The following is a 22653-nucleotide window of genomic DNA, read 5'->3' as shown; positions in this document are numbered from 1 at the left end:
TCAGGCCGGTCTGGCCTGACGTTCTCCCAACACATCTTCATCCAACAACTGGCCGATGGCGAACTGCGCTTCGCCCGTCCAGTTGCCGCCGAACACATTGGCGCGATTGAGCAGGTAATAAAGCTGATAGACCGGCTGACGCTGTGAGAATCCGTCCTCCAGTGGCCAAACCGCGTGGTAGCCATCATAAATCTGGCGCGGTAAATCGGCGTAGTAGCTCAGCATCGCCAGATCGCATTCGCGGTCGCCCCAATAGCAGGCGGGATCGAACAGCCACGGACCGGTTGCGCTGCCAGCGCAGTTGGCGGGCCATAAATCGCCGTGTAATAAAGAGGGTTGCGGATGATGGTTGGCTAACGTGCGCTGCACACAATCGACAATCAGCTCGGTATCGCCATAATGCACGCCTTTTTCGGCAGCCAGTTGCAGCTGCCAGCCGATGCGCTGCTCAGCGAAGAACACCGACCAGCGGCGTAACCAGCTGTTCGGCTGAGGTGAGGTGGTGATGTTGTTGTCGTAATCAAGACCAAATTGCGGTTGCTCGCTCCATTGGTGCAGATGCGCTAACTGTTGGCCGAGCTGGAAGGCACTCTGATCGGTAAAGGGTTGAGGCGGAATATATTCCAGCAGTAGGAAGCTGGTATCACGATCGTTGCCGACGCCATACACTTTCGGTACGCGAACGGTTTGCGTGCGCGCCAGCAGGTCGAGTTGATCGGCTTCCCAGCTAAACAAGGTGAGCATGTCGCGGGTGTTACATTTGACGAACACATCTAACTCGCCATAGCGGATACGCCAGGCAGGATGGACATCGCCACCGGGAAGTTCCTGACGGTCGGTGATTTCAGCATCACCGGCGTGCTCGCTTAACAGACGACTAATGGCTGACCACATCGGGTAATCCTCTTTGTTCGCTGCGTGAGTTCGATTGTAACGCGCAAAACCTGAGCAAACCTGGCGTCGATGCCGTTTTTTGCACTGCGTCAGGATTGGTCTTTCAAAAATGCCTCTAGCGTGGTGACGGTGACTTCAGGTTTTTGGTCGAGAGCGATTTGCGCGTATCCTGCGGCCTGCTCCGCCACTTCATGTTCCTCTAAAGCGCTGACAATGCCAAAGCTGTTAGTGCCCAGCTCATGCGGATGACCTTCATCATCACTTAACGTGGTGCTATATCCGCCATTGATCATGGCGCTATTCACTGACTGCAAGTCGCCAAGTCCATTTTCCTGATACTTTAGCGTGACAATGTAACGTTTGACATCATGGTCACTCATTATTCACCTCATTGTTATCGAACAGATTTCAGCGTAGACCAGCGGGCAGGATAGAGCGAATTTTAGGCGATTGATCAGCAGGAATGGCAGGTAAAGCTCTGTCAAAAAAGTTCAGAAAATTCTTCTGGCTTTTGGGCTGCTATTTGAGTAATTGCCCCCTATAATGCGCAACGAAAATGGGAAAAGTCCCATTAAAAGAGCGGTCCAGCGACTTTCCTGGCTTTTTTTGCGGGTACATAATTTTTTACAAAACTTACGGTAAATTGCATTGATTGACCGGAGAAACGCTTCAGACTCTTCGTTTTTTAAACTGTCGTACGGGTTACTTTTAATGAAAGCCTTTAACAAGCTGTCCGCTGTTTTATTGCTCTCTGCTGGAGCATTTTGTCACCAGGCATTTGCAGATAACGCCGTTTTCACCTCCATGGATGACCCTTCAACGGCGAAAAAACCGTTTGAAGGCAGTGCGTCAGCGGGTTACCTGGCTCAAACCGGTAACACCACCAGTTCTTCGCTGAGTGCGGCTACCAATATGACGTGGTACCAAACCAACACCGCACTGAGCCTGTGGGGTAACGCCTCGAACAACTCCTCTAACGATGAGCGTTCATCTGAGACCTACAACATCGGTGGCCGTAGCCGTTATAACCTCAACAGCGCCGATTACCTGTTTGGTCAGGCGAGCTGGTTGAGCGACCGTTTCAACGGTTATGACTCACGCGATGTACTGACCGCCGGTTACGGTCGTCAGCTCCTCAACGGTCCGGTTCACTCACTGCGTGCTGAATTCGGTCCGGGTGTGCGTTACGACGATTTCCATGATGGCGGCCATGAAACCAAAGCATTGGGTTATGGTGCAGTGAGCTATCAATGGCAGCTGACAGATACCACCAAATTTATCCAGGGTGTTTCTGTGCTGAGCAGCTTCGGTGAAGACACCACGCTGAACTCAGAAACTGCGCTGCAGGTGGCCATCAATGCGCACTTCGCGCTGAAGTTGGGCTACAACGTGACCTGGAACAACAATCCGCCAGAATCTGCGCCGGATCGTACCGATACCAAAACCACGATCCAGCTCTCATACTCAATGTAAGCGAGACGGATGTGAATCACCGCTGCCAGGCCTGCGCCTCGCAGCGGTTTTTTTTATTTCTCTTTAGCTTAGCGAATTTCCGCACGGGTTTTGATCGGCGGCGAAAGCTGCTATTATCATCGCCGCTTTACATTCCTGGCGTCATTCCGACAACGTGGGTCTGACATCACGCCGGGTTACACACTACAAAACTCATTTTTGCATGTAGGCTTTCGTGTGGCTTACCACTGCAATTAAGGATATGAAATGCCAGTAATTACTCTTCCTGATGGCAGCCAGCGCAGCTTTGACCGTCCGGTCAGCGTGATGGATATTGCGTTGGATATTGGACCGGGTTTGGCGAAAGCCTGTATCGCGGGTCGCGTGAATGGCGAGTTGGTTGATGCGGTTGATCCGATCACCGAAGACGCTCAGGTCGCGATTATTACCGCTAAAGACGACGCCGGTTTAGAAATCATTCGTCACTCTTGCGCGCACCTGTTAGGGCATGCGATTAAGCAGCTGTGGCCAAACACCAAGATGGCTATCGGCCCGGTGATTGATAACGGTTTCTATTATGACGTCGACCTGGAACATACCTTAACCCAGGAAGATCTTGAGCTGCTGGAAAAGCGTATGCACCAGTTGGCTGAAAGCAACTACGATGTGGTGAAGAAAAAGGTGAGCTGGCAGGAAGCACGTGACGTGTTTGCTGAGCGTGGCGAAAGCTACAAAACCACCATTCTTGACGAGAACATCAGCCACAACGATCGTCCTGGCTTGTATCACCATGAAGAATACATCGACATGTGCCGCGGTCCGCACGTGCCGAACATGCGTTTCTGCCATCACTTTAAACTGCAGAAAATCTCCGGGGCTTACTGGCGCGGCAACAGCGATAACAAAATGCTGCAGCGTATTTACGGTACGGCCTGGGCGGATAAAAAGCAGCTGGCTGCTTATTTGCAGCGTCTGGAAGAAGCGGCGAAGCGCGATCACCGTAAAATCGGTAAGCAGCTTGATCTCTACCACATGCAGGAAGAAGCTCCGGGCATGGTGTTCTGGCACAATGACGGCTGGACCATCTTCCGCGAACTGGAAGTGTTTGTGCGTACCAAGCTGAAAGAGTACGACTACCAGGAAGTGAAAGGTCCGTTCATGATGGACCGCGTGCTGTGGGAAAAAACCGGGCACTGGGAGAACTATAAAGAAGCAATGTTCACCACCTCTTCAGAGAACCGTGAATATTGCATCAAGCCGATGAACTGCCCAGGCCACGTTCAGATCTTTAATCAGGGTCTGAAATCCTACCGCGACCTGCCGCTGCGTATGGCGGAATTTGGTAGCTGCCATCGTAACGAGCCATCAGGTGCCTTGCATGGTCTGATGCGCGTACGCGGCTTTACCCAGGATGATGCTCACGTCTTCTGTACCGAAGATCAGGTACGTGATGAAGTGAACAGCTGTATCCGCATGGTCTACGACATGTACAGCACCTTCGGTTTTGAAAAAATCGTGGTGAAACTGTCGACCCGTCCGGAAAAACGTATCGGTACCGACGAAATGTGGGATCGTGCGGAAGTGGATTTGGCAGAAGCGCTGAAAGAGAATGACATTCCATTCGAATATCAGCCGGGAGAAGGTGCCTTCTACGGCCCTAAAATTGAGTTTACCCTGTACGATTGTCTCGACCGCGCCTGGCAGTGTGGTACCGTTCAGCTAGACTTCTCCCTGCCGAAACGTCTGGACGCGACTTTTGTCGGTGAAAACAACGATCGTCAGACACCGGTGATGATTCACCGCGCAATTCTCGGTTCAATGGAGCGCTTTATCGGCATCCTGACCGAAGAGTTCGCTGGATTCTTCCCGAGTTGGCTGGCACCAGTGCAAGCTGTGGTGATGAATATCACCGACAGTCAGTCAGAATACGTCAGCGAATTGACAAAGAAACTGCAGAATGCAGGTATTCGTGTCAAAGCGGACTTGAGAAACGAGAAGATAGGCTTTAAAATCCGCGAGCACACATTACGTCGCGTCCCTTATATGCTGGTTTGCGGTGACAAAGAGGTGGAAGCAGGCAAAGTTGCCGTGCGCACCCGCCGTGGTAAAGACCTTGGGAGCATGGACGTAGATGTGTTTGTTGAGAAGCTGCAACAAGAGATTCGCAGCCGACATCTTCACCAATTAGAGGAAACAGGTTATTAAAGGCGGAAAACGAGTACAACCAACACGTCCGAACCGTATCAACGGCGAAATCCGTGCTACCGAAGTGCGCTTATCTGGCGTAGACGGCGAGCAACTTGGCATTGTCACCCTGCGTGAAGCCATTGAGAAAGCTGAAGAAGCCGGCGTAGATTTAGTTGAAATCAGCCCGAACGCCGAACCGCCGGTTTGCCGTATCATGGATTACGGCAAGTTCCTTTATGAAAAAAGCAAGTCTTCTAAGGAACAGAAGAAGAAGCAGAAAGTTATCCAGGTTAAGGAAATCAAATTCCGTCCTGGTACCGATGATGGCGACTATCAGGTCAAACTACGCAACCTGATTCGCTTTCTGGAAGAGGGCGATAAAGCCAAAATTACGCTGCGTTTCCGCGGTCGTGAGATGGCGCACCAGCAGATCGGTATGGAAGTGCTTAACCGCGTCCGTAAAGATCTGTGTGAAGACATGGATCTGGCGATTGTCGAATCCTTCCCTTCGAAGATCGAAGGTCGTCAGATGATCATGGTGCTCGCTCCTAAGAAGAAACAGTAGGCCTTCAAGTAATAAAGCCGCGCAGCGCTTGCGTTGTGCGGATTTTTATTCGCCTGTCTGATTCATTTTATTAACAATGCGAAGTGGATATTTGTAAAAATGCCAAAGATTAAAACTGTACGTGGCGCCGCTAAGCGCTTCAAGAAGACCGCTTCTGGCGGCTTCAAGCGTAAGCACGCGAACCTGCGTCATATTCTGACTAAAAAGTCTACTAAGCGTAAACGTCACCTGCGTCCGAAAGGCATGGTGTCTAAAGGCGATCTGGGTCTGGTTATTGCCTGCCTGCCGTACGCATAAGTAAGTTTTTTATAAATTTGCCCGAAAACTTTGCGTACTGGCCTTTGGCTTGCAAGGAATAGGGCGTCACAGAATATGATATAGGAGAGCTCACATGGCTCGCGTTAAACGTGGTGTAATTGCTCGCGCACGTCACAAGAAAATCTTAAAACAAGCTAAAGGCTACTACGGTGCACGTTCACGTGTATACCGCGTTGCCTTCCAGGCTGTTATCAAAGCTGGTCAGTATGCTTACCGTGACCGTCGTCAACGTAAGCGTCAGTTCCGTCAACTGTGGATCGCGCGTATCAACGCTGCGGCTCGTCAGAACGGTATCTCTTACAGCCGTTTCATCAATGGCCTGAAAAAAGCCTCTATTGAAATCGACCGTAAGATTCTGGCTGACATCGCTGTATTCGACAAAGTGACATTTACTGCACTTGTTGAAAAAGCAAAATCAGCTCTGGCGTAAGTCAGTTGAAAAAGGGAGCTTGCTCCCTTTTTTATTACCCGCAACTCACGCAAAAGATTGACATTTTGGCCGCTGCGCATTTCAATAGTGCGGTTTCTAAATATGACAAGGTAACGCAAGCATGAATGCTGCTATTTTCCGTTTCTTTTTTTACTTTAGCGCCTGAACATCAGGGGCTTTTGCGCATAAGAAAAGAAACGAAAAATCGCGCTAAAAGCCTCCCTCGTGGAGGCTTTTTTGTTTCTGGCGACACTTAATCGGATCAGCTGATCCCAACGAGAACTGACCAGCCCGGCTGGAAGAAGAGGAAATCATGTCCCAACTCGCAGACCTGGTGGCTCGTGCCACGGCCGCCATCGACGAGGCGGCGGATATCGCTGCTCTGGACGCCGTGCGCGTCGAATTTCTGGGTAAGAAAGGGCATCTGACGCTGCAAATGACCACCCTGCGTGAACTGCCAGCAGAAGAGCGTCCGGCAGCGGGTGCGGTCATCAACGATGCCAAACAGCAAGTGCAGGATCACCTTACCGCGCGCAAAGATACGCTGGAAAGCGCCGAGCTGAATACGCGTCTGGCTGCAGAAACCATCGACGTGTCGCTGCCTGGCCGTCGCGTTGAGAATGGCGGCTTACATCCGGTGACCCGCACGATCGACCGTATCGAAACCTTCTTCGGCGAACTGGGTTTCGCGGTAGTGACAGGTCCGGAAATTGAAGACGATTATCACAACTTTGATGCGCTAAACATTCCCGGCCATCACCCGGCGCGTGCCGATCACGATACCTTCTGGTTCGATGCCACGCGTTTGCTGCGCACCCAAACCTCAGGCGTGCAGATTCGCACCATGAAAAACCAGCAGCCACCGATCCGCATCATCGCGCCAGGCCGTGTTTATCGTAACGACTACGATCAGACGCACACGCCGATGTTCCATCAGATGGAAGGTTTGATTGTCGATAAGGACATCAGCTTCACCAACCTGAAAGGCACACTGCACGATTTCCTGAACAATTTCTTCGAAGAGAATCTGCAAATTCGCTTCCGTCCTTCTTACTTCCCGTTCACCGAACCGTCCGCAGAAGTGGATGTGATGGGTAAAAACGGCAAATGGCTGGAAGTGCTGGGTTGCGGCATGGTGCACCCGAACGTGTTGCGCAATGTTGGCATCGATCCGGAAATTTATTCGGGCTTTGCGTTTGGCATGGGCATGGAGCGTCTCACCATGCTGCGCTACGGTGTGACCGATCTGCGCGCCTTTTTCGAAAATGATTTACGTTTCCTCAAACAATTTAAATAAGGGCAGGTTATCCAATGAAATTCAGTGAACTCTGGTTACGCGAATGGGTAAATCCAGCCCTGGACAGCGCCGCGCTGTCTGAGCAAATCACCATGGCCGGCCTTGAAGTGGACGGCGTGGATCCGGTTGCCGGCGCTTTCAACGGTGTTGTGGTGGGTGAAGTGGTTGAGTGCGGCCAGCATCCAAACGCCGACAAACTGCGCGTCACTAAAATTAACGTCGGTAGCGATCGCCTGTTGGATATCGTCTGCGGCGCGCCAAACTGCCGTCAGGGCCTGAAAGTGGCAGTGGCGACCGTTGGCGCTGTGCTGCCGGGCGATTTCAAAATCAAAGCGGCAAAACTGCGTGGCGAACCCTCTGAAGGCATGCTGTGCTCCTTCTCCGAGCTCGGTATTTCCGACGATCACAGCGGCATTATCGAGCTTCCAGCCGATGCGCCAATTGGTACCGACATCCGCAGCTATCTGCAGTTGGATGACAACACCATCGAAATCAGCGTTACGCCAAACCGCGCCGATTGCCTGGGCATCATCGGGGTTGCGCGTGATGTAGCGGTACTGAACGGTTTGCCGCTGACGGCGCCTGCCATTGAGCCGGTAAAAGCCACCATCACCGATACTTTCCCGATTCGCGTCGATGCTACCGCCGCGTGCCCGCGCTACCTTGGCCGCGTGGTGAAAGGTGTTAACGTAAAAGCCGCTACGCCATTGTGGATGCGTGAAAAGCTGCGTCGTTGCGGTATTCGTTCAATCGATCCGGTGGTTGATATCACCAACTTTGTGCTGCTGGAGCTTGGCCAGCCGATGCACGCCTTTGATCTCGACCGCATCGACGGCGGCATCGTGGTGCGTATGGCAGAAGAGGGCGAAGCCCTGACGTTGCTGGATGGGACCGAAGCTAAACTCAGCAGCGACACGCTGGTGATCGCCGATCACCACAAAGCGCTGGCGATGGGCGGCATCTTTGGTGGCGAGCATTCAGGTGTGAATGAAGAAACGCAGAACGTGCTGTTCGAATGCGCCTACTTTGATCCGCTGGCGATTACCGGCCGCGCACGCCGTCAAGGCCTGCATACCGACGCATCACATCGTTATGAGCGTGGCGTCGATCCGGCTCTGCAGCACAAAGCGATTGAACGCGCGACGCAGCTGCTGCTCGACATCTGTGGCGGCGAAGCGGGCCCGGTCATCGATCAAACTGACGCAAGCGCGCTGCCGCCACGCGCCACCATCACGCTGCGCCGTGAAAAGCTTGATCGCCTGATTGGTCACGTGATTGCTGACGAACAGGTTACTGACATCCTGACGCGTCTCGGCTGTGAAGTGACGGTCGGTGCAGGCGAGTGGCAAGCCGTTGCGCCAAGCTGGCGTTTCGATATGGCCATCGAAGAAGATCTGGTCGAAGAAGTAGCGCGCGTTTACGGCTACAACAACATCCCTGATGTGCCAGTGAAAGCCAGCCTGATCATGACCCAGCATCGCGAAGCCGACCTGTCGCTGAAGCGTGCGAAAAATCTGTTAGTGGATAAAGGCTATCAGGAAGCGATTACTTACAGCTTCGTCGATCCAAAAATGCAGCAGTTGCTGCATCCGGGCGAAGAGGCCCTGATCCTGCCAAGCCCAATCTCCAGCGATATGTCGGCCATGCGCTTGTCACTGTGGACCGGTTTACTGGGCGCGGTGGTGTACAACCAAAACCGTCAGCAGGGCCGCGTACGCCTGTTTGAGAGCGGTTTGCGCTTTGTTCCTGATACACAGGCCGATCTGGGTATCCGCCAGGATCTTATGCTGGCCGGCGTTTTAAGCGGTAATCGCTATGAAGAGCATTGGGATCTGGCGCGTCAGACGGTTGACTTCTATGATTTGAAAGGCGATTTAGAATCGCTGCTGGATTTGACCGGTAAACTTGATGAGATTTCCTTCCGTGCGGAAGCCAATCCGGCGCTGCATCCAGGACAAAGCGCCGCAATTTATTTACGCGGCGAACGAATCGGATTTATCGGGGTGGTTCATCCAGAGCTGGAACGTAAGCTGGATCTTAACGGGCGCACCTTAGTGTTTGAACTGCTTTGGAATAAGGTCGCAGACCGCGTCCTGCCTGATGCGCGCGAGATTTCCCGCTTCCCGGCAAACCGTCGTGATATCGCCGTTGTCGTGGCTGAAAACGTGCCTGCAGCAGATATCATTGCGGAGTGTAAGAAAGTTGGCGTAAATCAGGTAGTTGGCGTAAACTTGTTTGACGTGTACCGTGGTAAGGGCGTGAACGAGGGTGAAAAGAGCCTTGCGATTAGCCTGATTTTGCAGGATACCAGCCGGACACTCGAAGAAGAGGAGATTGCCGCGACCGTTGCCAAATGCGTTGCGGCATTAAAAGAGCGATTCCAGGCAACCTTGAGGGATTGAACCTATGGCGCTTACAAAAGCTGAAATGTCAGAGTACCTGTTTGAAAAACTCGGGTTGAGCAAACGCGATGCCAAAGAGTTGGTAGAACTTTTTTTTGAAGAGGTTCGCCGCGCGTTGGAAAACGGAGAACAGGTAAAACTGTCCGGATTTGGTAATTTTGATCTGCGTGACAAAAACCAGCGTCCGGGCCGTAACCCGAAGACGGGGGAAGATATTCCTATCACCGCGCGCCGAGTGGTGACATTCCGTCCGGGACAGAAGTTGAAAAGTCGCGTCGAGAACGCGACACCCAAGGATGCTGACTAATTTCAGTACGACAAAAAGGCCGCTTAGCGGCCTTTTTTTTGCCTTAAATTTGGTCGTTTTACACGATTTATCCACGATGTAAGGATTTCGTAAGTATCCGGAAAATAGGGCGAAAATCGGTCCTCACTGATAGTGACAGCGTCGACACTTTTGTTATAACAGCGCCATCAAATAACAAGAGGTTCCGCTGATGAAAAAAACAGCACTTTTATTAAGCATCCTGTTAGGCATGCCGCTGCTGGCTAGCGCCAATGTTTCCGTCAACATCAACACACCGGGCGTTTCGATTCATATCGGCGATCAGGATAAGCGTGGCTATTATTGGGATGGCTACGACTGGCGTGCACCAACGTGGTGGAAACAGCACCATAACCAGCGCATTGGCACCAAAGGTCCGCATGGTTACTGGAACGGTAACGGCTGGCAGGCGCAGCATCCGGGCAATGGACCGCATCGGGATGACAAACGTCAGCCACAGCGACAGCCGCAGCCGCAGCATCACGATCAGCATGATAATCAGCAGAAGCGTGATAACCACGGTCAGCCGCTTCCTCCGCACCAATAATGCTTCTCCAGCGGCGCCTCCACAGCGCCGCTTTCTTTTTGCTGTAATCCCACTACAATCAAATCTCTGTTTTCTCAGCCAATCTTATCTATGACTCTGCTGGATCAGCTTGCTTCTCAGGCAAATCGCCGCAGCCAGCGCTGGCTCATCGCACTCAGTGCGCTGTTGTTGCTGCTCATTGGGCTTAGCCTGTCTGCCGGTGATAGCTGGATCTCCCCCACACAATGGTTTTCGGCGCAAGGCGATCTATTCGTTTGGCAACTGCGCATGCCGCGTACGCTGGCGGTGCTGCTGGTGGGTGCGGCGCTGGCGGTGTGCGGCGTGGTGATGCAGGCGCTGTTCAACAATCCGTTAGCGGAACCTGGCTTACTGGGCGTGTCGAATGGGGCGGGGATTGGTCTGGTATTGGGCGTAATGCTCGGTAACGGTTCGTTATGGAGTTTAGCGCTGGCGGCAATGGCCGGTGCGCTGCTGATCACGCTGATTCTGCTGCATTTCGCTCACAAACAACTCTCGGTGAGCCGACTACTGTTAACCGGCGTGGCGCTCGGCATTATCTGTAGCGCCATCATGACGTGGGCGGTGTACTTTAGCACCAGCCTCGATCTGCGCCAGCTGATGTACTGGATGATGGGCGGCTTTAGCGGCATCGACTGGCGCTATGGCTGGATGATGCTGGCGCTGCTGCCGGTTACGCTGCTGCTGATCGCTACCGCGCGCACCCTGAATTTGCTGGCGCTAGGTGAAACCTCGGCGCGTCAGCTCGGATTACCGCTGCTGCTGTGGCGCAACCTGCTGGTGCTGGCGATGGGCTGGTTGGTGGGCGTGAGCGTGGCGATGGCAGGGGCAATCGGCTTTGTCGGTCTGGTGATCCCACATTTGTTGCGTCTCAGCGGATTCAGCGATCATCGTTATTTGTTGCCTGCGGCGGCATTAGCCGGTGCCGCAGTGCTGCTGGGCGCGGATATTATTGCGCGGCTGGTGTTAACCTCCGCCGAACTGCCAATTGGCGTGGTAACGGCCACGCTCGGCGCGCCGCTGTTTATCGTGTTATTAGTGAAGTCTTCGCGCTAGCTACGGCTGGCAACGTGTTATCAACAACAGGAATCGACTATGAGCATTTATCAAACAGAACTGGTGACGCTGGACGGTGAAAAAACCTCGCTGGCCGCCTATGAAGGCAAGGTGCTGCTGGTGGTGAACGTGGCATCGAAATGTGGCCTGACGGCGCAGTACGAACAGTTAGAATCGCTGCAGAAAGCCTGGCAGGATAAGAACTTCAGCGTGCTGGGCTTCCCGTGCAATCAGTTCCTCGAGCAAGAGCCGGGCAGCAACGAAGAGATCAAAACCTTCTGCAGCACCACCTACGGCGTGACTTTCCCGATGTTCGATAAAACTGACGTCAACGGCGAGCATCGTCATCCGCTCTATGCGCAGCTGACGGCGGCGCAGCCAGTGGCGCAACGCCCGGAAGGCAGCGGTTTCCTTGAGCGCATGGAGAGCAAAGGCCGCGCGCCGAAAGCGCCAGGCGATATCCTGTGGAACTTCGAGAAGTTCCTCATTAATAAGCAGGGCAAAGTGATTGCGCGCTTCTCACCGGATATGACGCCGGACGATCCTATCATCCTGAAAAGTGTTGAGCAGGCGCTGGCCGAGTAAATGCTATTGCAGGGTCAGGGAGTCAGCGTCATAGGGCGCCTGGCTCCCGTTGAACTTAGCGTTAACGCCGGTGAATTAGTGCATCTGGTGGGGCCAAACGGCGCTGGCAAAAGTACCTTGCTCAACGCGCTGTCCGGTTTGTTGCCGAGTCAGGGCAGGATTGTGCTGGATGGCGCGCCGCTGTCCACGTTAAACGGTGCGGCATTGTCTCAGCTGCGCGGTTGGCTGCCGCAGCAGCAGATGGCGCCGGGACAAATGCCGGTATGGCATTACTTACGCATGCATATCTCCGCACAAACGGCGGAAACGGACCGCGTTTTACTGGATGTTTTCGCGCAGTTAGCTCTGCAGGACAAGCTGACGCGCAGCCTGACGCAGCTTTCTGGTGGCGAATGGCAACGCGTGCGGCTGGCTGCCGTGGTGTTACAGGTTCATCCGGCGATCAATCCTCGCGGCAAGCTGCTGCTGCTGGATGAGCCGATGAGCGCTCTCGACGTGGCGCAGCAACGCGCAGTTGATAAGTTGATGGCTGAACTGTGTCGCAGCGGTCTGGCGATTGTTGCCAGCGGGCACGACCTCAACCACAGCTTGCGCCATGCCGATCGCGTGTGGCTAATGCATCAAGGCGCGGTTGTGCGTCAGGGCAGCGCCCGCGATGTTTTGACCGCTGCGCAATTAGCACCGCTTTACCAAACCCCGTTTGAACAAATTGATACTGCACAAGGCCCGCTGCTGTTTATTCCCTGACAGAGGATTGCGTGGCGTGGCGCTTTGCCGCTAAAGTGACTGCCGGACGAGGGAGAGAGGAAAAGGCTGATGCGGCTGACAATTTTGATTTTGGCACTGTTGCTGGCGGGCTGTAGCCATCATGCGCCGCCGCCTAATGGTCGCCTTTCTGATTCCATCACCGTGATTGCCCAACTCAACGATCAGCTGAGCCGCTGGCGCGGAACGCCATATCGCTATGGCGGGTTAAGCCGCGGTGGTGTGGACTGTTCCGGTTTCGTCTATCTGACCTTCCGCGATAAATTCGAGATGCAATTGCCGCGCTCGACCATTGACCAAACCGACATTGGTACGCGTATCGATAAAGGCGATCTGCTGCCTGGCGATCTGGTGTTCTTCAAAACCGGCAGCGGAGAAAACGGTTTACACGTGGGTATTTACGATACCGACAACACCTTTATTCACGCCTCGACCAGCCAGGGGGTGATCCGCTCTTCGCTGGATAACGTTTACTGGCGCAAAGTATTTTGGCAGGCGCGTCGCATCTAAATAGCGCTTTTATCGCTTAATAAAGACGCGGAAAAAGAAAGGTTATCTCACCCTGAATTAATTCCGAATCGTGCCGATATTTAACTATCATTTAGAATGGCACTTTACCCGCCATCGATTTAATACTAATAATAAAGCTAAATTTATTTAATTGGTATGGACATTAACCCCGGTTTATTTGGCTTAAGTATTATTTGCGGCTTAAATCGGCGTAATAAGACCTAAAACGGCATCTCTTCAAACGTTTGGTCCTATTGCCTGGTGGTATTCGTTGATATACGATGCGCCAATTGCCATTGCTTCTGGCTTGAAAAATGAAAGTCCATTTGTCTGCCGACTATCAGTCGGAAACCTGGTTTTATCCAGTTTACTCTCTGGCGGGCCAGCTGACTGCGGTCGAGCTGGTGACGCAATTTGTCCACGACAGCGCACCTATTACGCTGCCGCAGGATTTGCTATTGCCACAATTGGACGATGCGCAGCAATTACGTTTGCTGCAGAGCCAGCTTTCATTGCTGGAAAAGTACCGCGACTTTTTTGAGGTTAATCAAATTACCGCTTTGGTACGTATCGATGATTCCATGGCCAATACACTTTTAGCCAGCGAATTTCTGTTAAGGAAATTCCGACAAATTCCTTTTATTGTTTTGGATATCAGCGAAACGTTTCCGCAATTATCTTTGGGTAAATCCCATCCGTTGCTCGCCGCATTACAAAGTGAATTTCGTTTATCGCTTTCGCAATTTGGTGCAGGAAAAGCACCGGCAACGGCGGTGTACGATAATCTGTTTAGTGTGTTAAAACTGGATAAAGCCTTTATTCAGAACCTGGCGAAACGCGCCTCGTTTACGCCTTTTATTCAGACGGTTATCAATAATTTTTCTGATTTTGCGGAGCAGATCATTATTTGTGGTATTGACGATAACCAAATGATGGAAAAGATGAGCACGTTGAGTGGTGCGCAGCTGCAGGGCAGTTTGTTCCCGGTGGTGAAAGCTGAACGTCTTAGCGATCTCATCTATTCCGATCTGAATTTACACACGCCTTCGCAGCAGTAATCCTTTCGCCTGTCTTCCACGCCGCGTCGGCGTTACAATCCTGGTTATCTTAAAACTCAATGCGGGTGCCTTCGTTAAGCGCACCTTCCGGAGTGTCGATGCAATTTACCAATAGCTGGCAGCAAGAATTAGCCGGATTCTACACCGCGCTGGACCCAACGCCGTTGGCAGGTGGACGGCTGTTTTATCACAATGCGCCGCTGGCACAAGAGATGGGTTTAGACGATGCGCTGTTCGCCGGCAACGGGCATGGCGTGTGGTCAGGGCGCGAACTGTTGCCCGGCATGTCGCCGCTGGCGCAGGTGTACAGCGGCCATCAGTTTGGCGTCTGGGCGGGACAACTGGGCGATGGGCGCGGCATTCTGCTGGGTGAACAGCAGCTGACGAATGGGCGTAAGCTCGACTGGCACTTAAAAGGCGCCGGTTTAACCCCTTATTCGCGCATGGGCGACGGCCGCGCGGTGATCCGCTCCAGCGTGCGAGAATTCCTCGCTTCCGAAGCGCTGCATCATCTTGGCATACCCACCACGCGCGCGCTGGCGCTCGCCATCGGCGATGAGCCGGTGCTGCGCGAAACCCAGGAACGCGGTGCGATGCTGATGCGCATTGCCGACAGCCATCTGCGTTTCGGCCATTTTGAGCATTTCTATTACGGCGGTGAACAAGACAAAGTGCGCCAGCTGGCGGATTACGCTATTCGCCATCACTGGCCGCAGCTGAAAGAGGAAGCGGACCGTTATCTGCTGTGGTTCACCGATATCGTTAAACGCACCGCCAGCCTGATCGCCCATTGGCAAAGCGTGGGCTTTGCGCACGGCGTGATGAACACCGATAACATGTCGATTCTGGGCTTAACGCTGGATTACGGTCCGTACGGTTTCCTCGACGACTATCAGCCGGATTACATCTGCAATCACAGTGATTATCAGGGCCGCTACGCCTTTGAAAATCAGCCGATGATTGGCCTGTGGAATCTCAATCGCCTGGCGCATGCCTTGTCGGGTCTGATGACCACCGAGCAGCTTAAACAGGCGCTCGGCCACTATGAAAATGAGCTGATGCGCGTCTGGGGAGAGAAAATGCGCGCCAAACTTGGCTTGCTGACGGCGGATGCCAATGACAACACGCTTCTGACCGGCTTGCTGGCGATGATGACGGCGGAACACAGTGATTACACGCTGACCTTCCGCCTGCTGAGCGATACGCAGCAAGATGAAAGCCGTTCGCCGTTGCGGGATGAGTTTATCGATCGTGACGCTTTTGATCGCTGGTACAGCGATTATCGCCAGCGTTTGTTGCAAGATCACGCCAGCGATGCGCAGCGTCAGGCGGTGATGAAGGCGGCCAATCCGGCGCTGGTGTTGCGCAACTATCTGGCGCAGCAGGTGATTGAAGAGGTTGAGAACGGCGAGACCACGGCGTTAGCCAGGCTGCACAGCGCGTTACAGCAGCCGTTTAGCGATGTGGCCGTCAGCGCGGAGTTGCGCCAACGGCCACCAGAGTGGGGCAAAACGCTGGAAGTAAGTTGTTCCAGCTAGGTCGGGATTAAAAACGGCTGTCGACCGCGGCAGCCAGTTTTGCCAGCACCTCGGCGCTGTCTTCCCAGCCGAGGCACGGATCGGTGATCGATTGGCCGTAGGTCAGCGCTTCACCGCTCACCACTTTCTGATTTCCTTCCTGTAGGAAGCTCTCGATCATCACGCCCGCGACTGCGCGCGATCCGGCACGGATTTGCGCCGCCACGTCATCGGCAACATCACGCTGACGACCATGTTGCTTCAGGCAGTTGCCGTGGCTGAAGTCGATCACCAGCTGCTCCGGCAGATTGAAGTCGCGCAGATTGGCCGCCGCAGCCGCCACATCTTCGGCGTGATAGTTCGGCTGACGACCGCCGCGCAGGATCACGTGACCATGCGGATTGCCGCTGGTTTGATAAATGGTCATCTGACCGTTTTTATCCGGTGACAGGAACATGTGGCTGGCGCGCGCGGCGCGAATCGCATCGACGGCGATCTGCACGTTGCCGTCGGTGCCGTTCTTGAAACCGACCGGGCAGGAGAGCGCCGATGCCATCTCACGGTGAATCTGGCTTTCGGTAGTACGCGCGCCAATCGCGCCCCAGCTGATCAGGTCGGCAATAAACTGGCCGATCACCATATCTAGGAATTCGGTGGCGGTTGGCATGCCGAGCGCGTTGATATCCAGCAGCAGTTTGCGCGCGATGGCGATGCCGCGATTTACATCATAGCTACCATCCAGATCCGGATCGGAAATCAGGCCTTTCCAGCCAATCACGGTGCGCGGTTTTTCAAAATAGGCGCGCATGACAATTTCCAGACGATCTTTATGGCGCTCACGCAGCACGTTCAGACGTTCTGCATACTCAATCGCCGCTTTGGGATCGTGCAGCGAGCAAGGGCCAATAATCACTAAAAGACGCGGATCTTCGCCGGTCAGAATGCGCGCGATGCGTTGACGGGAAGCGGTGACGTTGGCGGCAATCTCTGCCGAAATAGGGTGTTCATGCGCGAGCGCAGCCGGAGTTAACAGGCTACCGATGCGCGCGGTACGCAGTTCATCAGTCTTGTTCATTGGGTTCTCAAAAATTGTTTCTTCGCAGCGGTGAAATACCGGGAAGTGATGGTGGTCACAATAAACTAATAGCCTGCGAATTCAACCTGCTAAAAACAAAGGTCATCAAATCGGACGGAAGCGTGGCTTTACATTGGAATTACAGTGAGATCAGGTCGCCATAAATGGCGACCCTACGGATGTGTAGTGCGGTTTTTGTAGGGCCGCCATTTATGGCGACCGCCAGCAACACCTAATACATGTTGCGGTTCAGGCCCATAATGTCGAGGATTTTGGTGGCGATCTCCTCCACCGAATAGTTGGTGCTGTTGAGATAACGAATCTGATTGGTGCGGAACAACGCTTCCACTTCGCCTACCTCGAGACGGCATTGGCGCAGCGAGGCGTAACGGGTATTTTCCGCGCGTTCCTGGCGAATCGCCGCCAGACGTTCAGGATCGATGGTCAAACCAAACAGCTTGTGCTGATGCGCACGCAGCGCTGGCGGCAGTTTCAGGTTATCCATATCATCGGCGATAAACGGATAGTTAGCGGCACGCACGCCAAACTGCATCGCTAAATACAAGCTGGTGGGCGTTTTCCCGCAGCGAGACACGCCGAGCAAAATCACCTGCGCATCTTCCAAACCGCGCAAAGAAATGCCGTCATCATGCGCAAGGGTGTAATCGATGGCCGCGATACGCGCGTCATATTTGCCGAGGTTGCTGGCGGTTAAACCGTGTGTGCGGTGCGCCACTGGCATTGACGCCACGCCCAACTCGCTCTGCAGCGGTGCCACCAGCGCCTGCACGATGTCCTGACAAAAGCCTTCGCTCTCAAGAATAATTTCGCGTACATCGGGCGTGACAATGGAGAAGAACACCAGCGGGCGTACGCCGCTCTGCTGATAGAGCGCATTGATTTGTGCTTTAACCGCTTGAGCGCGCTGCACATTCTCAACAAACGGCAGCGTCACGCTGTGGGCCATTACCGGGAACTGAGATAACACCGCATGGCCCAGTACTTCGGCGGTTATGGCGGTGCCATCAGAAATGTAGAATACGCTGCGTTCAGTGTTCATCGTGCAAATATCCTCTTGCGTATCAATGCCTAAATTATTGATGACAATATTTCATTTTAATTAATAGTAAAATGAAATATCCATATTTTCCGCTATTGCGCTCTCAAAGATGAATCAGCGAATAATCAATATTAGATGAAATGCTGTTTTGAAAAGCGTTATTTTCGCGCATTTTCCTTTTCGCGCATGAAATAAAGTGTGAAGCCGTTGCGCAACAAAAATCAATCGCTAACCCTCTGAAAAGGGGAAAAATATCGTTGCAGCAATCCATTAGCGCGAAATAGCCAGGTTGCGCAACTCAATTAATTCTAAGTACTAATCCGATTTTGCCGTTCTTTTCCTGCTTTAACGATTCAACACTTAGTCTTTATTTATCGGTTGTGCCAGGCTGTTTTGGCGAATAGCAAAATGTTCCATGTGTATTCACATCATTTAAAAGGATAATCTCAATGTCCAATCAAGACCAACAGTCGCTAGTGCTCTGGTACAACCAGCTTGGCATGCATGATGTTGATCGGGTGGGAGGCAAGAATGCTTCCCTGGGAGAAATGATTACGAATTTGTCGTCGCTGGGTGTTTCCGTGCCAAACGGTTATGCGACCACATCTTATGCGTTTAATCTGTTCCTCGATCAAAGCGGACTGAACCAGCGTATTTATGATTTGCTGGATAAAACGGATGTTGATGATGTTGCTGAGCTCGCACAAGCGGGTAAACAGATTCGTCAATGGGTGGTCGATACGCCATTCCAGCCTGAGCTGGAAGCGGCGATTCGTAGCGCCTACGAACAACTCTCTGCTGATGATGCCGACGCCTCTTTTGCGGTGCGCTCGTCAGCCACCGCCGAGGATATGCCCGACGCCTCGTTTGCCGGCCAGCAGGAGACTTTCCTAAACGTGCAGGGCTATGACGCGGTGATCATCGCGGTGAAGCACGTTTATGCCTCTCTATTTAACGATCGCGCTATCTCTTACCGTGTGCATCAGGGCTACGACCATCGCGGCGTTGCGCTTTCGGCCGGTATTCAGCGCATGGTGCGATCGGATCTCGCCTCCTCGGGCGTAATGTTTACCATTGATACCGAATCAGGCTTCGATCAGGTGGTGTTTATCACCTCAGCCTTTGGTTTGGGCGAAATGGTGGTGCAGGGCGCGGTTAACCCCGACGAGTTCTACGTGCACAAACCGACATTGGCAGCCAACCGTCCGGCGATTGTGCGTCGCACCATGGGCTCGAAAAAGTTGCGCATGGTGTATGCCGATTCGCAGGAGCATGGCGAGCAGGTGCGCATTGAAGATGTCGAGCAGGAACAGCGCGATCGCTTCAGCTTAACCGATGACGAAGTGCAGGCGCTGGCGCGTCAGGCGGTGCTGATTGAGCAGCATTACAAACGCCCAATGGACATTGAGTGGGCGAAAGATGGCCACACCGGCAAACTGTTCATCGTGCAGGCGCGTCCGGAAACGGTGCGCTCCAACGGTCAGGTGATGGAACGCTATACGCTGCAGGGTAAAGGTAAAGTAGTGGTCGAGGGGCGCGCCATTGGTCATCGTATCGGTGCCGGCGAAGTCAAAGTTATTCACGACATCAGCGAAATGCACCGCATTGAAAAAGGCGATGTGCTGGTCACCGACATGACTGATCCCGATTGGGAACCGATCATGAAGAAAGCCTCGGCCATCGTCACCAATCGCGGCGGTCGTACCTGCCACGCGGCGATCATCGCGCGTGAGCTGGGCATTCCGGCGGTGGTGGGCTGTGGCGATGCCACCGATCACCTTAAAGATGGCCATAAAGTCACGGTTTCCTGTGCCGAAGGCGATACCGGTTATGTCTATGACGAACTGCTGGACTTTGAAGTCACCAGCTCGCAGGTCGATACCATGCCGGAACTGCCGCTGAAGATTATGATGAACATCGGTAACCCGGATCGTGCCTTCGATTTCGCCTGCTTGCCGAATGAAGGTGTTGGCCTGGCGCGTCTGGAATTCATTATTAACCGCATGATTGGCGTGCATCCGAAAGCGTTGCTGGAGTTTGATCAGCAAACGCCGGAACTGCAGCAGCAGATTCGTCAGATGATGAAAGGCTTTGATGATCCGATTGAGTTCTACATCGGCCGTCTGACCGAAGGGATTGCGACCTTGGGTGCGGCGTTTGCGCCGAAGCGCGTGATTGTTCGTCTCTCGGATTTCAAAACCAACGAATACGCCAATCTGGTCGGCGGCGAGCGTTATGAGCCGGAAGAAGAGAACCCGATGCTCGGTTTCCGTGGCGCCGGTCGTTACGTTGCTGACAACTTCCGCGACTGCTTCAAGCTGGAGTGCGAAGCGGTGAAGCGCGTGCGTAACGAAATGGGACTGACCAACGTTGAGATCATGATTCCGTTCGTGCGTACCGTCGATCAAGCCGAAGCGGTGGTCGCTGAGCTGGCGAAAAACGGTCTGAAGCGCGGCGAGAACGGCCTGAAAGTGATCATGATGTGTGAGATCCCGTCCAACGCCTTGCTGGCTGAGCAGTTCCTCGAGCACTTCGATGGCTTCTCCATCGGCTCAAACGACATGACGCAGCTGGCGCTGGGCCTCGATCGTGACTCTGGCGTGGTGTCCGCGCTGTTTGATGAGCGTAACGATGCGGTGAAAGCGCTGTTGTCGATGTCGATCAAAGCGGCGAAAAAGCAGGGCAAATACGTTGGTATTTGTGGTCAGGGCCCATCAGATCATCAGGACTTTGCGGCATGGTTAATGGAGCAGGGCATTGATAGCCTGTCGCTGAATCCGGATACCGTGGTTGAAACCTGGTTAGGTTTGGCAGAGTTGAACGCTGCGAAACATTAACCAAGCGGTAATTTGATGCTTCAAATGAGAATTTGACGTGTCATTAAGGTAATTATCAAGGCCAGCGCTGCTGGCCTTGTTGTTTTGCCTGAAAAAAAGCCAAAAAAAAGCCCATCACAGGGGATGGGCAAAGACTACACACAGCAATTCTTCACTTTACTCAGGGGAATAAGGTTGTTTAAAAATCAGTAGCTTGATTCCAAACATAGGAAACATGTTATTGATCAGGCCCGCTGGCGTCTTTAAGAATCCTCTTATTAGTTTAAAGCTGATAACCTTTCGTGGTGATTTTCTTAGTGATCTACCGCTGTTTCAGCTGCAAAAATAATCATTCCGTAAGCGAATCCCACCTAAAGCGCCTAAAACTGCGTTTTTTCTTAAAAATCGCTTATGGAAAAAAATTATTATCGGTAGGGAATGCAAGGTGACGAAGTTAAGGCATTAGGCGGGTTAAAGTAAGGCCAGTGTAAAACGGAGAGTTTATGCATCTTTTGTAGGATGCACTTTCATGTGAATCAGGTCGCCATGAATGGCGACCCTACGAACTTAACGTTGTTCTTCTTCGTGATCGGCTAGTGCTTCGATGGCGGTTTGCATATCGTCATCCGGTTCAGGTGCTTCATGCATCCACACCGAAACCAGACGATAAGAGACCGCCAATACCACCGGACCGATAAATAGCCCAATCATGCCGAAAGCAATCAATCCGCCAATAACGCCGGAGAGAATCAGGATCATCGGTAAATCGGCACCCATACGAATCAACATCGGACGCAACACACTGTCTAGCGTACCGACCACGCAACTCCATACCAACAGCACCGTGCCCCATGTGGTATCGCCGCTCCAGTAGAGCCAGATAATCGCTGGCACTAACACCACCAGCGGTCCGAGCTGCACCAGACAGGTCAGAATCATCAGCACGGTTAACAGCGTGGCGTAAGGAATGCCGGAAATGGCTAAACCGATGCCGCCGAGCACGCCCTGCACCAGCGCGGTGACCACCACGCCGAGCGCCACGGCGCGAATCGCCTGACCAGCCAGCAGCACGGCGGCATCACCACGGCGTCCGCTCATGCGATAAGCAAAATGACGAATCCCGTGACCCACCTGCTCGCCGCGCCAGTAGAGCAACACGCTGAACAGCAGCATCACGATGAGGTGCATCATAAAGCGGCCAAAGTGTCCGGCCTGCGCCACGAAGAAACCCGTTGTACGACCAATATAAGGCTGCACCTGATTGAGCATCGCCGCGCCGCCGCCATCCACTAATTTGTGGTAGCTGGAGTAGAGTTTTCTGCCGACATAGGGAATCTGTCGCAACCAATCGAAGTCTGGCATCACCAGATGGCGCTGCGTTGCCCAGGCAATCACCGGCGCGCTGTTATCAATCAGGCTGCTGACCAGCAGGGCGATAGGAATAATAAACAGCAGTAATAGCAAAATGGTCATGGCGATGACCGCCAGCGAGCGGCGTCCCCATAACATTTGTTGCAGACGAATCATCAACGGCCAGGTGGCGATCACCACCATGCTGGCCCAGGCAAAGCCGAGAATAAAGGGCTGCACCACCCACAGACTGGCGATGATCATGATCAGAATGAACATCAGTGAAAACAGCATTTGCGGTAAATCCATACCGCGTTGCAGGTCTTTCATCACAACGGTTAACCTCGAATGAATCCTTCAGAGTGGGGCTGAACAGCCCTGATTAATGATGATCTATTTCCTGAAAATTAAACAGGAAAAGCAGCG

At 53.1% G+C, this 22653-nt stretch carries 22 protein-coding genes, 1 other RNA gene and 1 other annotated feature; of the genes, 17 read left to right on the top strand and 6 right to left on the bottom strand.

Annotated features, from left to right (window positions below; genetic code table 11):
• Entirely contained in the window at nt 1-894 is an 894-nt protein-coding gene (locus tag FHW71_RS06535) for a fructosamine kinase family protein (RefSeq protein ID WP_179451148.1), read from the bottom strand.
• Between the two features lie 89 nt (nt 895-983).
• Complete coding sequence (ghoS, locus tag FHW71_RS06530; RefSeq protein ID WP_179451144.1) at nt 984-1274, bottom strand: type V toxin-antitoxin system endoribonuclease antitoxin GhoS; 291 nt, start codon at nt 1272-1274, stop codon at nt 984-986.
• A 331-nt stretch (nt 1275-1605) separates the two neighbouring features.
• Between ghoS and FHW71_RS06525 the strand changes: the two genes are divergently transcribed.
• From FHW71_RS06525 to FHW71_RS06450, 16 genes are all read left to right on the top strand, one after another.
• Nucleotides 1606-2367 (top strand): DUF481 domain-containing protein, encoded by a 762-nt coding sequence (locus FHW71_RS06525; RefSeq protein ID WP_061716706.1) that lies wholly within the window; start codon nt 1606-1608, stop codon nt 2365-2367.
• 246 nt (nt 2368-2613) lie between these two features.
• Nucleotides 2614-4551, top strand: coding sequence for a threonine--tRNA ligase (gene thrS / locus FHW71_RS06520; RefSeq protein WP_179451142.1), 1938 nt, complete (start codon nt 2614-2616; stop codon nt 4549-4551).
• Complete coding sequence (gene infC, locus FHW71_RS06515; RefSeq protein WP_036647992.1) at nt 4547-5098, top strand: translation initiation factor IF-3; 552 nt, start codon at nt 4547-4549, stop codon at nt 5096-5098. Before thrS ends, infC begins: the two co-directional genes overlap by 5 nt.
• A 99-nt stretch (nt 5099-5197) precedes the next feature.
• Nucleotides 5198-5395: a 50S ribosomal protein L35 gene (gene rpmI, locus FHW71_RS06510; RefSeq protein ID WP_004157374.1), complete on the top strand. Its 198-nt coding sequence runs from the start codon at nt 5198-5200 to the stop codon at nt 5393-5395.
• Nucleotides 5396-5489: 94 nt separating this feature from the next.
• Complete coding sequence (rplT, locus tag FHW71_RS06505) at nt 5490-5846, top strand: 50S ribosomal protein L20 (protein ID WP_007892678.1); 357 nt, start codon at nt 5490-5492, stop codon at nt 5844-5846.
• Between the two features lie 116 nt (nt 5847-5962).
• Nucleotides 5963-6088, top strand: a sequence feature (Phe leader region).
• Entirely contained in the window at nt 5968-6012 is a 45-nt protein-coding gene (pheM, locus tag FHW71_RS06500) for a pheST operon leader peptide PheM (RefSeq protein WP_106120997.1), read from the top strand. Its footprint overlaps the feature before it by 45 nt.
• A gap of 71 nt (nt 6089-6159) precedes the next feature.
• A complete protein-coding gene (pheS, locus tag FHW71_RS06495; RefSeq protein ID WP_179451140.1) occupies nt 6160-7143 on the top strand; it encodes a phenylalanine--tRNA ligase subunit alpha in 984 nt (327 codons plus the stop codon).
• Nucleotides 7144-7157: 14 nt separating this feature from the next.
• Nucleotides 7158-9545 (top strand): phenylalanine--tRNA ligase subunit beta, encoded by a 2388-nt coding sequence (gene pheT / locus FHW71_RS06490; RefSeq protein ID WP_179451138.1) that lies wholly within the window; start codon nt 7158-7160, stop codon nt 9543-9545.
• A 4-nt stretch (nt 9546-9549) separates the two neighbouring features.
• A complete protein-coding gene (ihfA, locus tag FHW71_RS06485) occupies nt 9550-9852 on the top strand; it encodes an integration host factor subunit alpha (protein ID WP_007892687.1) in 303 nt (100 codons plus the stop codon).
• 190 nt (nt 9853-10042) lie between these two features.
• Nucleotides 10043-10417, top strand: a complete 375-nt coding sequence (locus tag FHW71_RS06480) for a DUF2502 domain-containing protein (protein ID WP_179451136.1) — start codon at nt 10043-10045, stop codon at nt 10415-10417.
• Between the two features lie 90 nt (nt 10418-10507).
• On the top strand, nt 10508-11491 hold the full coding sequence (gene btuC, locus FHW71_RS06475) for a vitamin B12 ABC transporter permease BtuC (protein WP_061716702.1): 984 nt from the start codon (nt 10508-10510) through the stop codon (nt 11489-11491).
• 39 nt (nt 11492-11530) lie between these two features.
• On the top strand, nt 11531-12076 hold the full coding sequence (locus FHW71_RS06470) for a glutathione peroxidase (RefSeq protein ID WP_008102947.1): 546 nt from the start codon (nt 11531-11533) through the stop codon (nt 12074-12076).
• Nucleotides 12077-12823, top strand: coding sequence for a vitamin B12 ABC transporter ATP-binding protein BtuD (btuD, locus tag FHW71_RS06465; RefSeq protein WP_179451134.1), 747 nt, complete (start codon nt 12077-12079; stop codon nt 12821-12823).
• A 69-nt stretch (nt 12824-12892) separates the two neighbouring features.
• Nucleotides 12893-13351, top strand: a complete 459-nt coding sequence (locus FHW71_RS06460; RefSeq protein WP_008102952.1) for an NlpC/P60 family protein — start codon at nt 12893-12895, stop codon at nt 13349-13351.
• 314 nt (nt 13352-13665) lie between these two features.
• Entirely contained in the window at nt 13666-14409 is a 744-nt protein-coding gene (locus FHW71_RS06455; RefSeq protein ID WP_179451132.1) for an EAL domain-containing protein, read from the top strand.
• 98 nt (nt 14410-14507) lie between these two features.
• On the top strand, nt 14508-15947 hold the full coding sequence (locus tag FHW71_RS06450) for a protein adenylyltransferase SelO (protein ID WP_179451130.1): 1440 nt from the start codon (nt 14508-14510) through the stop codon (nt 15945-15947).
• A 7-nt stretch (nt 15948-15954) separates the two neighbouring features.
• Here the strand turns inward: FHW71_RS06450 and FHW71_RS06445 are convergent, their stop codons facing one another.
• Entirely contained in the window at nt 15955-17001 is a 1047-nt protein-coding gene (locus FHW71_RS06445; protein ID WP_008102958.1) for a 3-deoxy-7-phosphoheptulonate synthase, read from the bottom strand.
• Between the two features lie 232 nt (nt 17002-17233).
• Nucleotides 17234-18061 carry a pyruvate, water dikinase regulatory protein gene (locus FHW71_RS06440; RefSeq protein WP_008102960.1) on the bottom strand — a complete coding sequence of 276 codons (828 nt, stop codon included), beginning with the start codon at nt 18059-18061 and terminating at the stop codon, nt 17234-17236.
• Nucleotides 18062-18510: 449 nt separating this feature from the next.
• Here FHW71_RS06440 and ppsA point away from each other — a divergent pair, with 449 nt between their 5' ends.
• Complete coding sequence (gene ppsA, locus FHW71_RS06435) at nt 18511-20898, top strand: phosphoenolpyruvate synthase (protein ID WP_154152463.1); 2388 nt, start codon at nt 18511-18513, stop codon at nt 20896-20898.
• A 99-nt stretch (nt 20899-20997) separates the two neighbouring features.
• Here ppsA and rprA read toward each other — a convergent pair.
• Nucleotides 20998-21105, bottom strand: an RNA gene (gene rprA, locus FHW71_RS06430) — antisense sRNA RprA.
• Between the two features lie 339 nt (nt 21106-21444).
• The gene (gene ydiK / locus FHW71_RS06425; RefSeq protein ID WP_008102965.1) at nt 21445-22557 is read right to left on the bottom strand and encodes an AI-2E family transporter YdiK; all 1113 of its coding nucleotides are present in this window, start codon (nt 22555-22557) and stop codon (nt 21445-21447) included.
• Nucleotides 22558-22653: the final 96 nt, after the last annotated feature.

The sequence above is a fragment of the Enterobacter sp. Sphag1F genome, assembly GCF_014193275.1.
In the GTDB taxonomy this organism is placed as follows: Bacteria; Pseudomonadota; Gammaproteobacteria; order Enterobacterales; family Enterobacteriaceae; genus Pantoea; species Pantoea symbiotica.
This window is presented reverse-complemented; position numbering and strand designations above follow the sequence as displayed.

Coding starts and splice junctions, on each gene's coding strand:
- FHW71_RS06535 (WP_179451148.1), bottom strand. CDS start 894: ATGTGGTCAGCCATTAGTCGTCTGTTAAGCGAGCACGCCGGTGATGCT.
- ghoS (WP_179451144.1), bottom strand. CDS start 1,274: ATGAGTGACCATGATGTCAAACGTTACATTGTCACGCTAAAGTATCAG.
- FHW71_RS06525 (WP_061716706.1), top strand. CDS start 1,606: ATGAAAGCCTTTAACAAGCTGTCCGCTGTTTTATTGCTCTCTGCTGGA.
- thrS (WP_179451142.1), top strand. CDS start 2,614: ATGCCAGTAATTACTCTTCCTGATGGCAGCCAGCGCAGCTTTGACCGT.
- rpmI (WP_004157374.1), top strand. CDS start 5,198: ATGCCAAAGATTAAAACTGTACGTGGCGCCGCTAAGCGCTTCAAGAAG.
- rplT (WP_007892678.1), top strand. CDS start 5,490: ATGGCTCGCGTTAAACGTGGTGTAATTGCTCGCGCACGTCACAAGAAA.
- pheS (WP_179451140.1), top strand. CDS start 6,160: ATGTCCCAACTCGCAGACCTGGTGGCTCGTGCCACGGCCGCCATCGAC.
- pheT (WP_179451138.1), top strand. CDS start 7,158: ATGAAATTCAGTGAACTCTGGTTACGCGAATGGGTAAATCCAGCCCTG.
- ihfA (WP_007892687.1), top strand. CDS start 9,550: ATGGCGCTTACAAAAGCTGAAATGTCAGAGTACCTGTTTGAAAAACTC.
- FHW71_RS06480 (WP_179451136.1), top strand. CDS start 10,043: ATGAAAAAAACAGCACTTTTATTAAGCATCCTGTTAGGCATGCCGCTG.
- btuC (WP_061716702.1), top strand. CDS start 10,508: ATGACTCTGCTGGATCAGCTTGCTTCTCAGGCAAATCGCCGCAGCCAG.
- FHW71_RS06470 (WP_008102947.1), top strand. CDS start 11,531: ATGAGCATTTATCAAACAGAACTGGTGACGCTGGACGGTGAAAAAACC.
- btuD (WP_179451134.1), top strand. CDS start 12,077: ATGCTATTGCAGGGTCAGGGAGTCAGCGTCATAGGGCGCCTGGCTCCC.
- FHW71_RS06460 (WP_008102952.1), top strand. CDS start 12,893: ATGCGGCTGACAATTTTGATTTTGGCACTGTTGCTGGCGGGCTGTAGC.
- FHW71_RS06455 (WP_179451132.1), top strand. CDS start 13,666: ATGAAAGTCCATTTGTCTGCCGACTATCAGTCGGAAACCTGGTTTTAT.
- FHW71_RS06450 (WP_179451130.1), top strand. CDS start 14,508: ATGCAATTTACCAATAGCTGGCAGCAAGAATTAGCCGGATTCTACACC.
- FHW71_RS06445 (WP_008102958.1), bottom strand. CDS start 17,001: ATGAACAAGACTGATGAACTGCGTACCGCGCGCATCGGTAGCCTGTTA.
- FHW71_RS06440 (WP_008102960.1), bottom strand. CDS start 18,061: ATGAACACTGAACGCAGCGTATTCTACATTTCTGATGGCACCGCCATA.
- ppsA (WP_154152463.1), top strand. CDS start 18,511: ATGTCCAATCAAGACCAACAGTCGCTAGTGCTCTGGTACAACCAGCTT.
- ydiK (WP_008102965.1), bottom strand. CDS start 22,557: ATGAAAGACCTGCAACGCGGTATGGATTTACCGCAAATGCTGTTTTCA.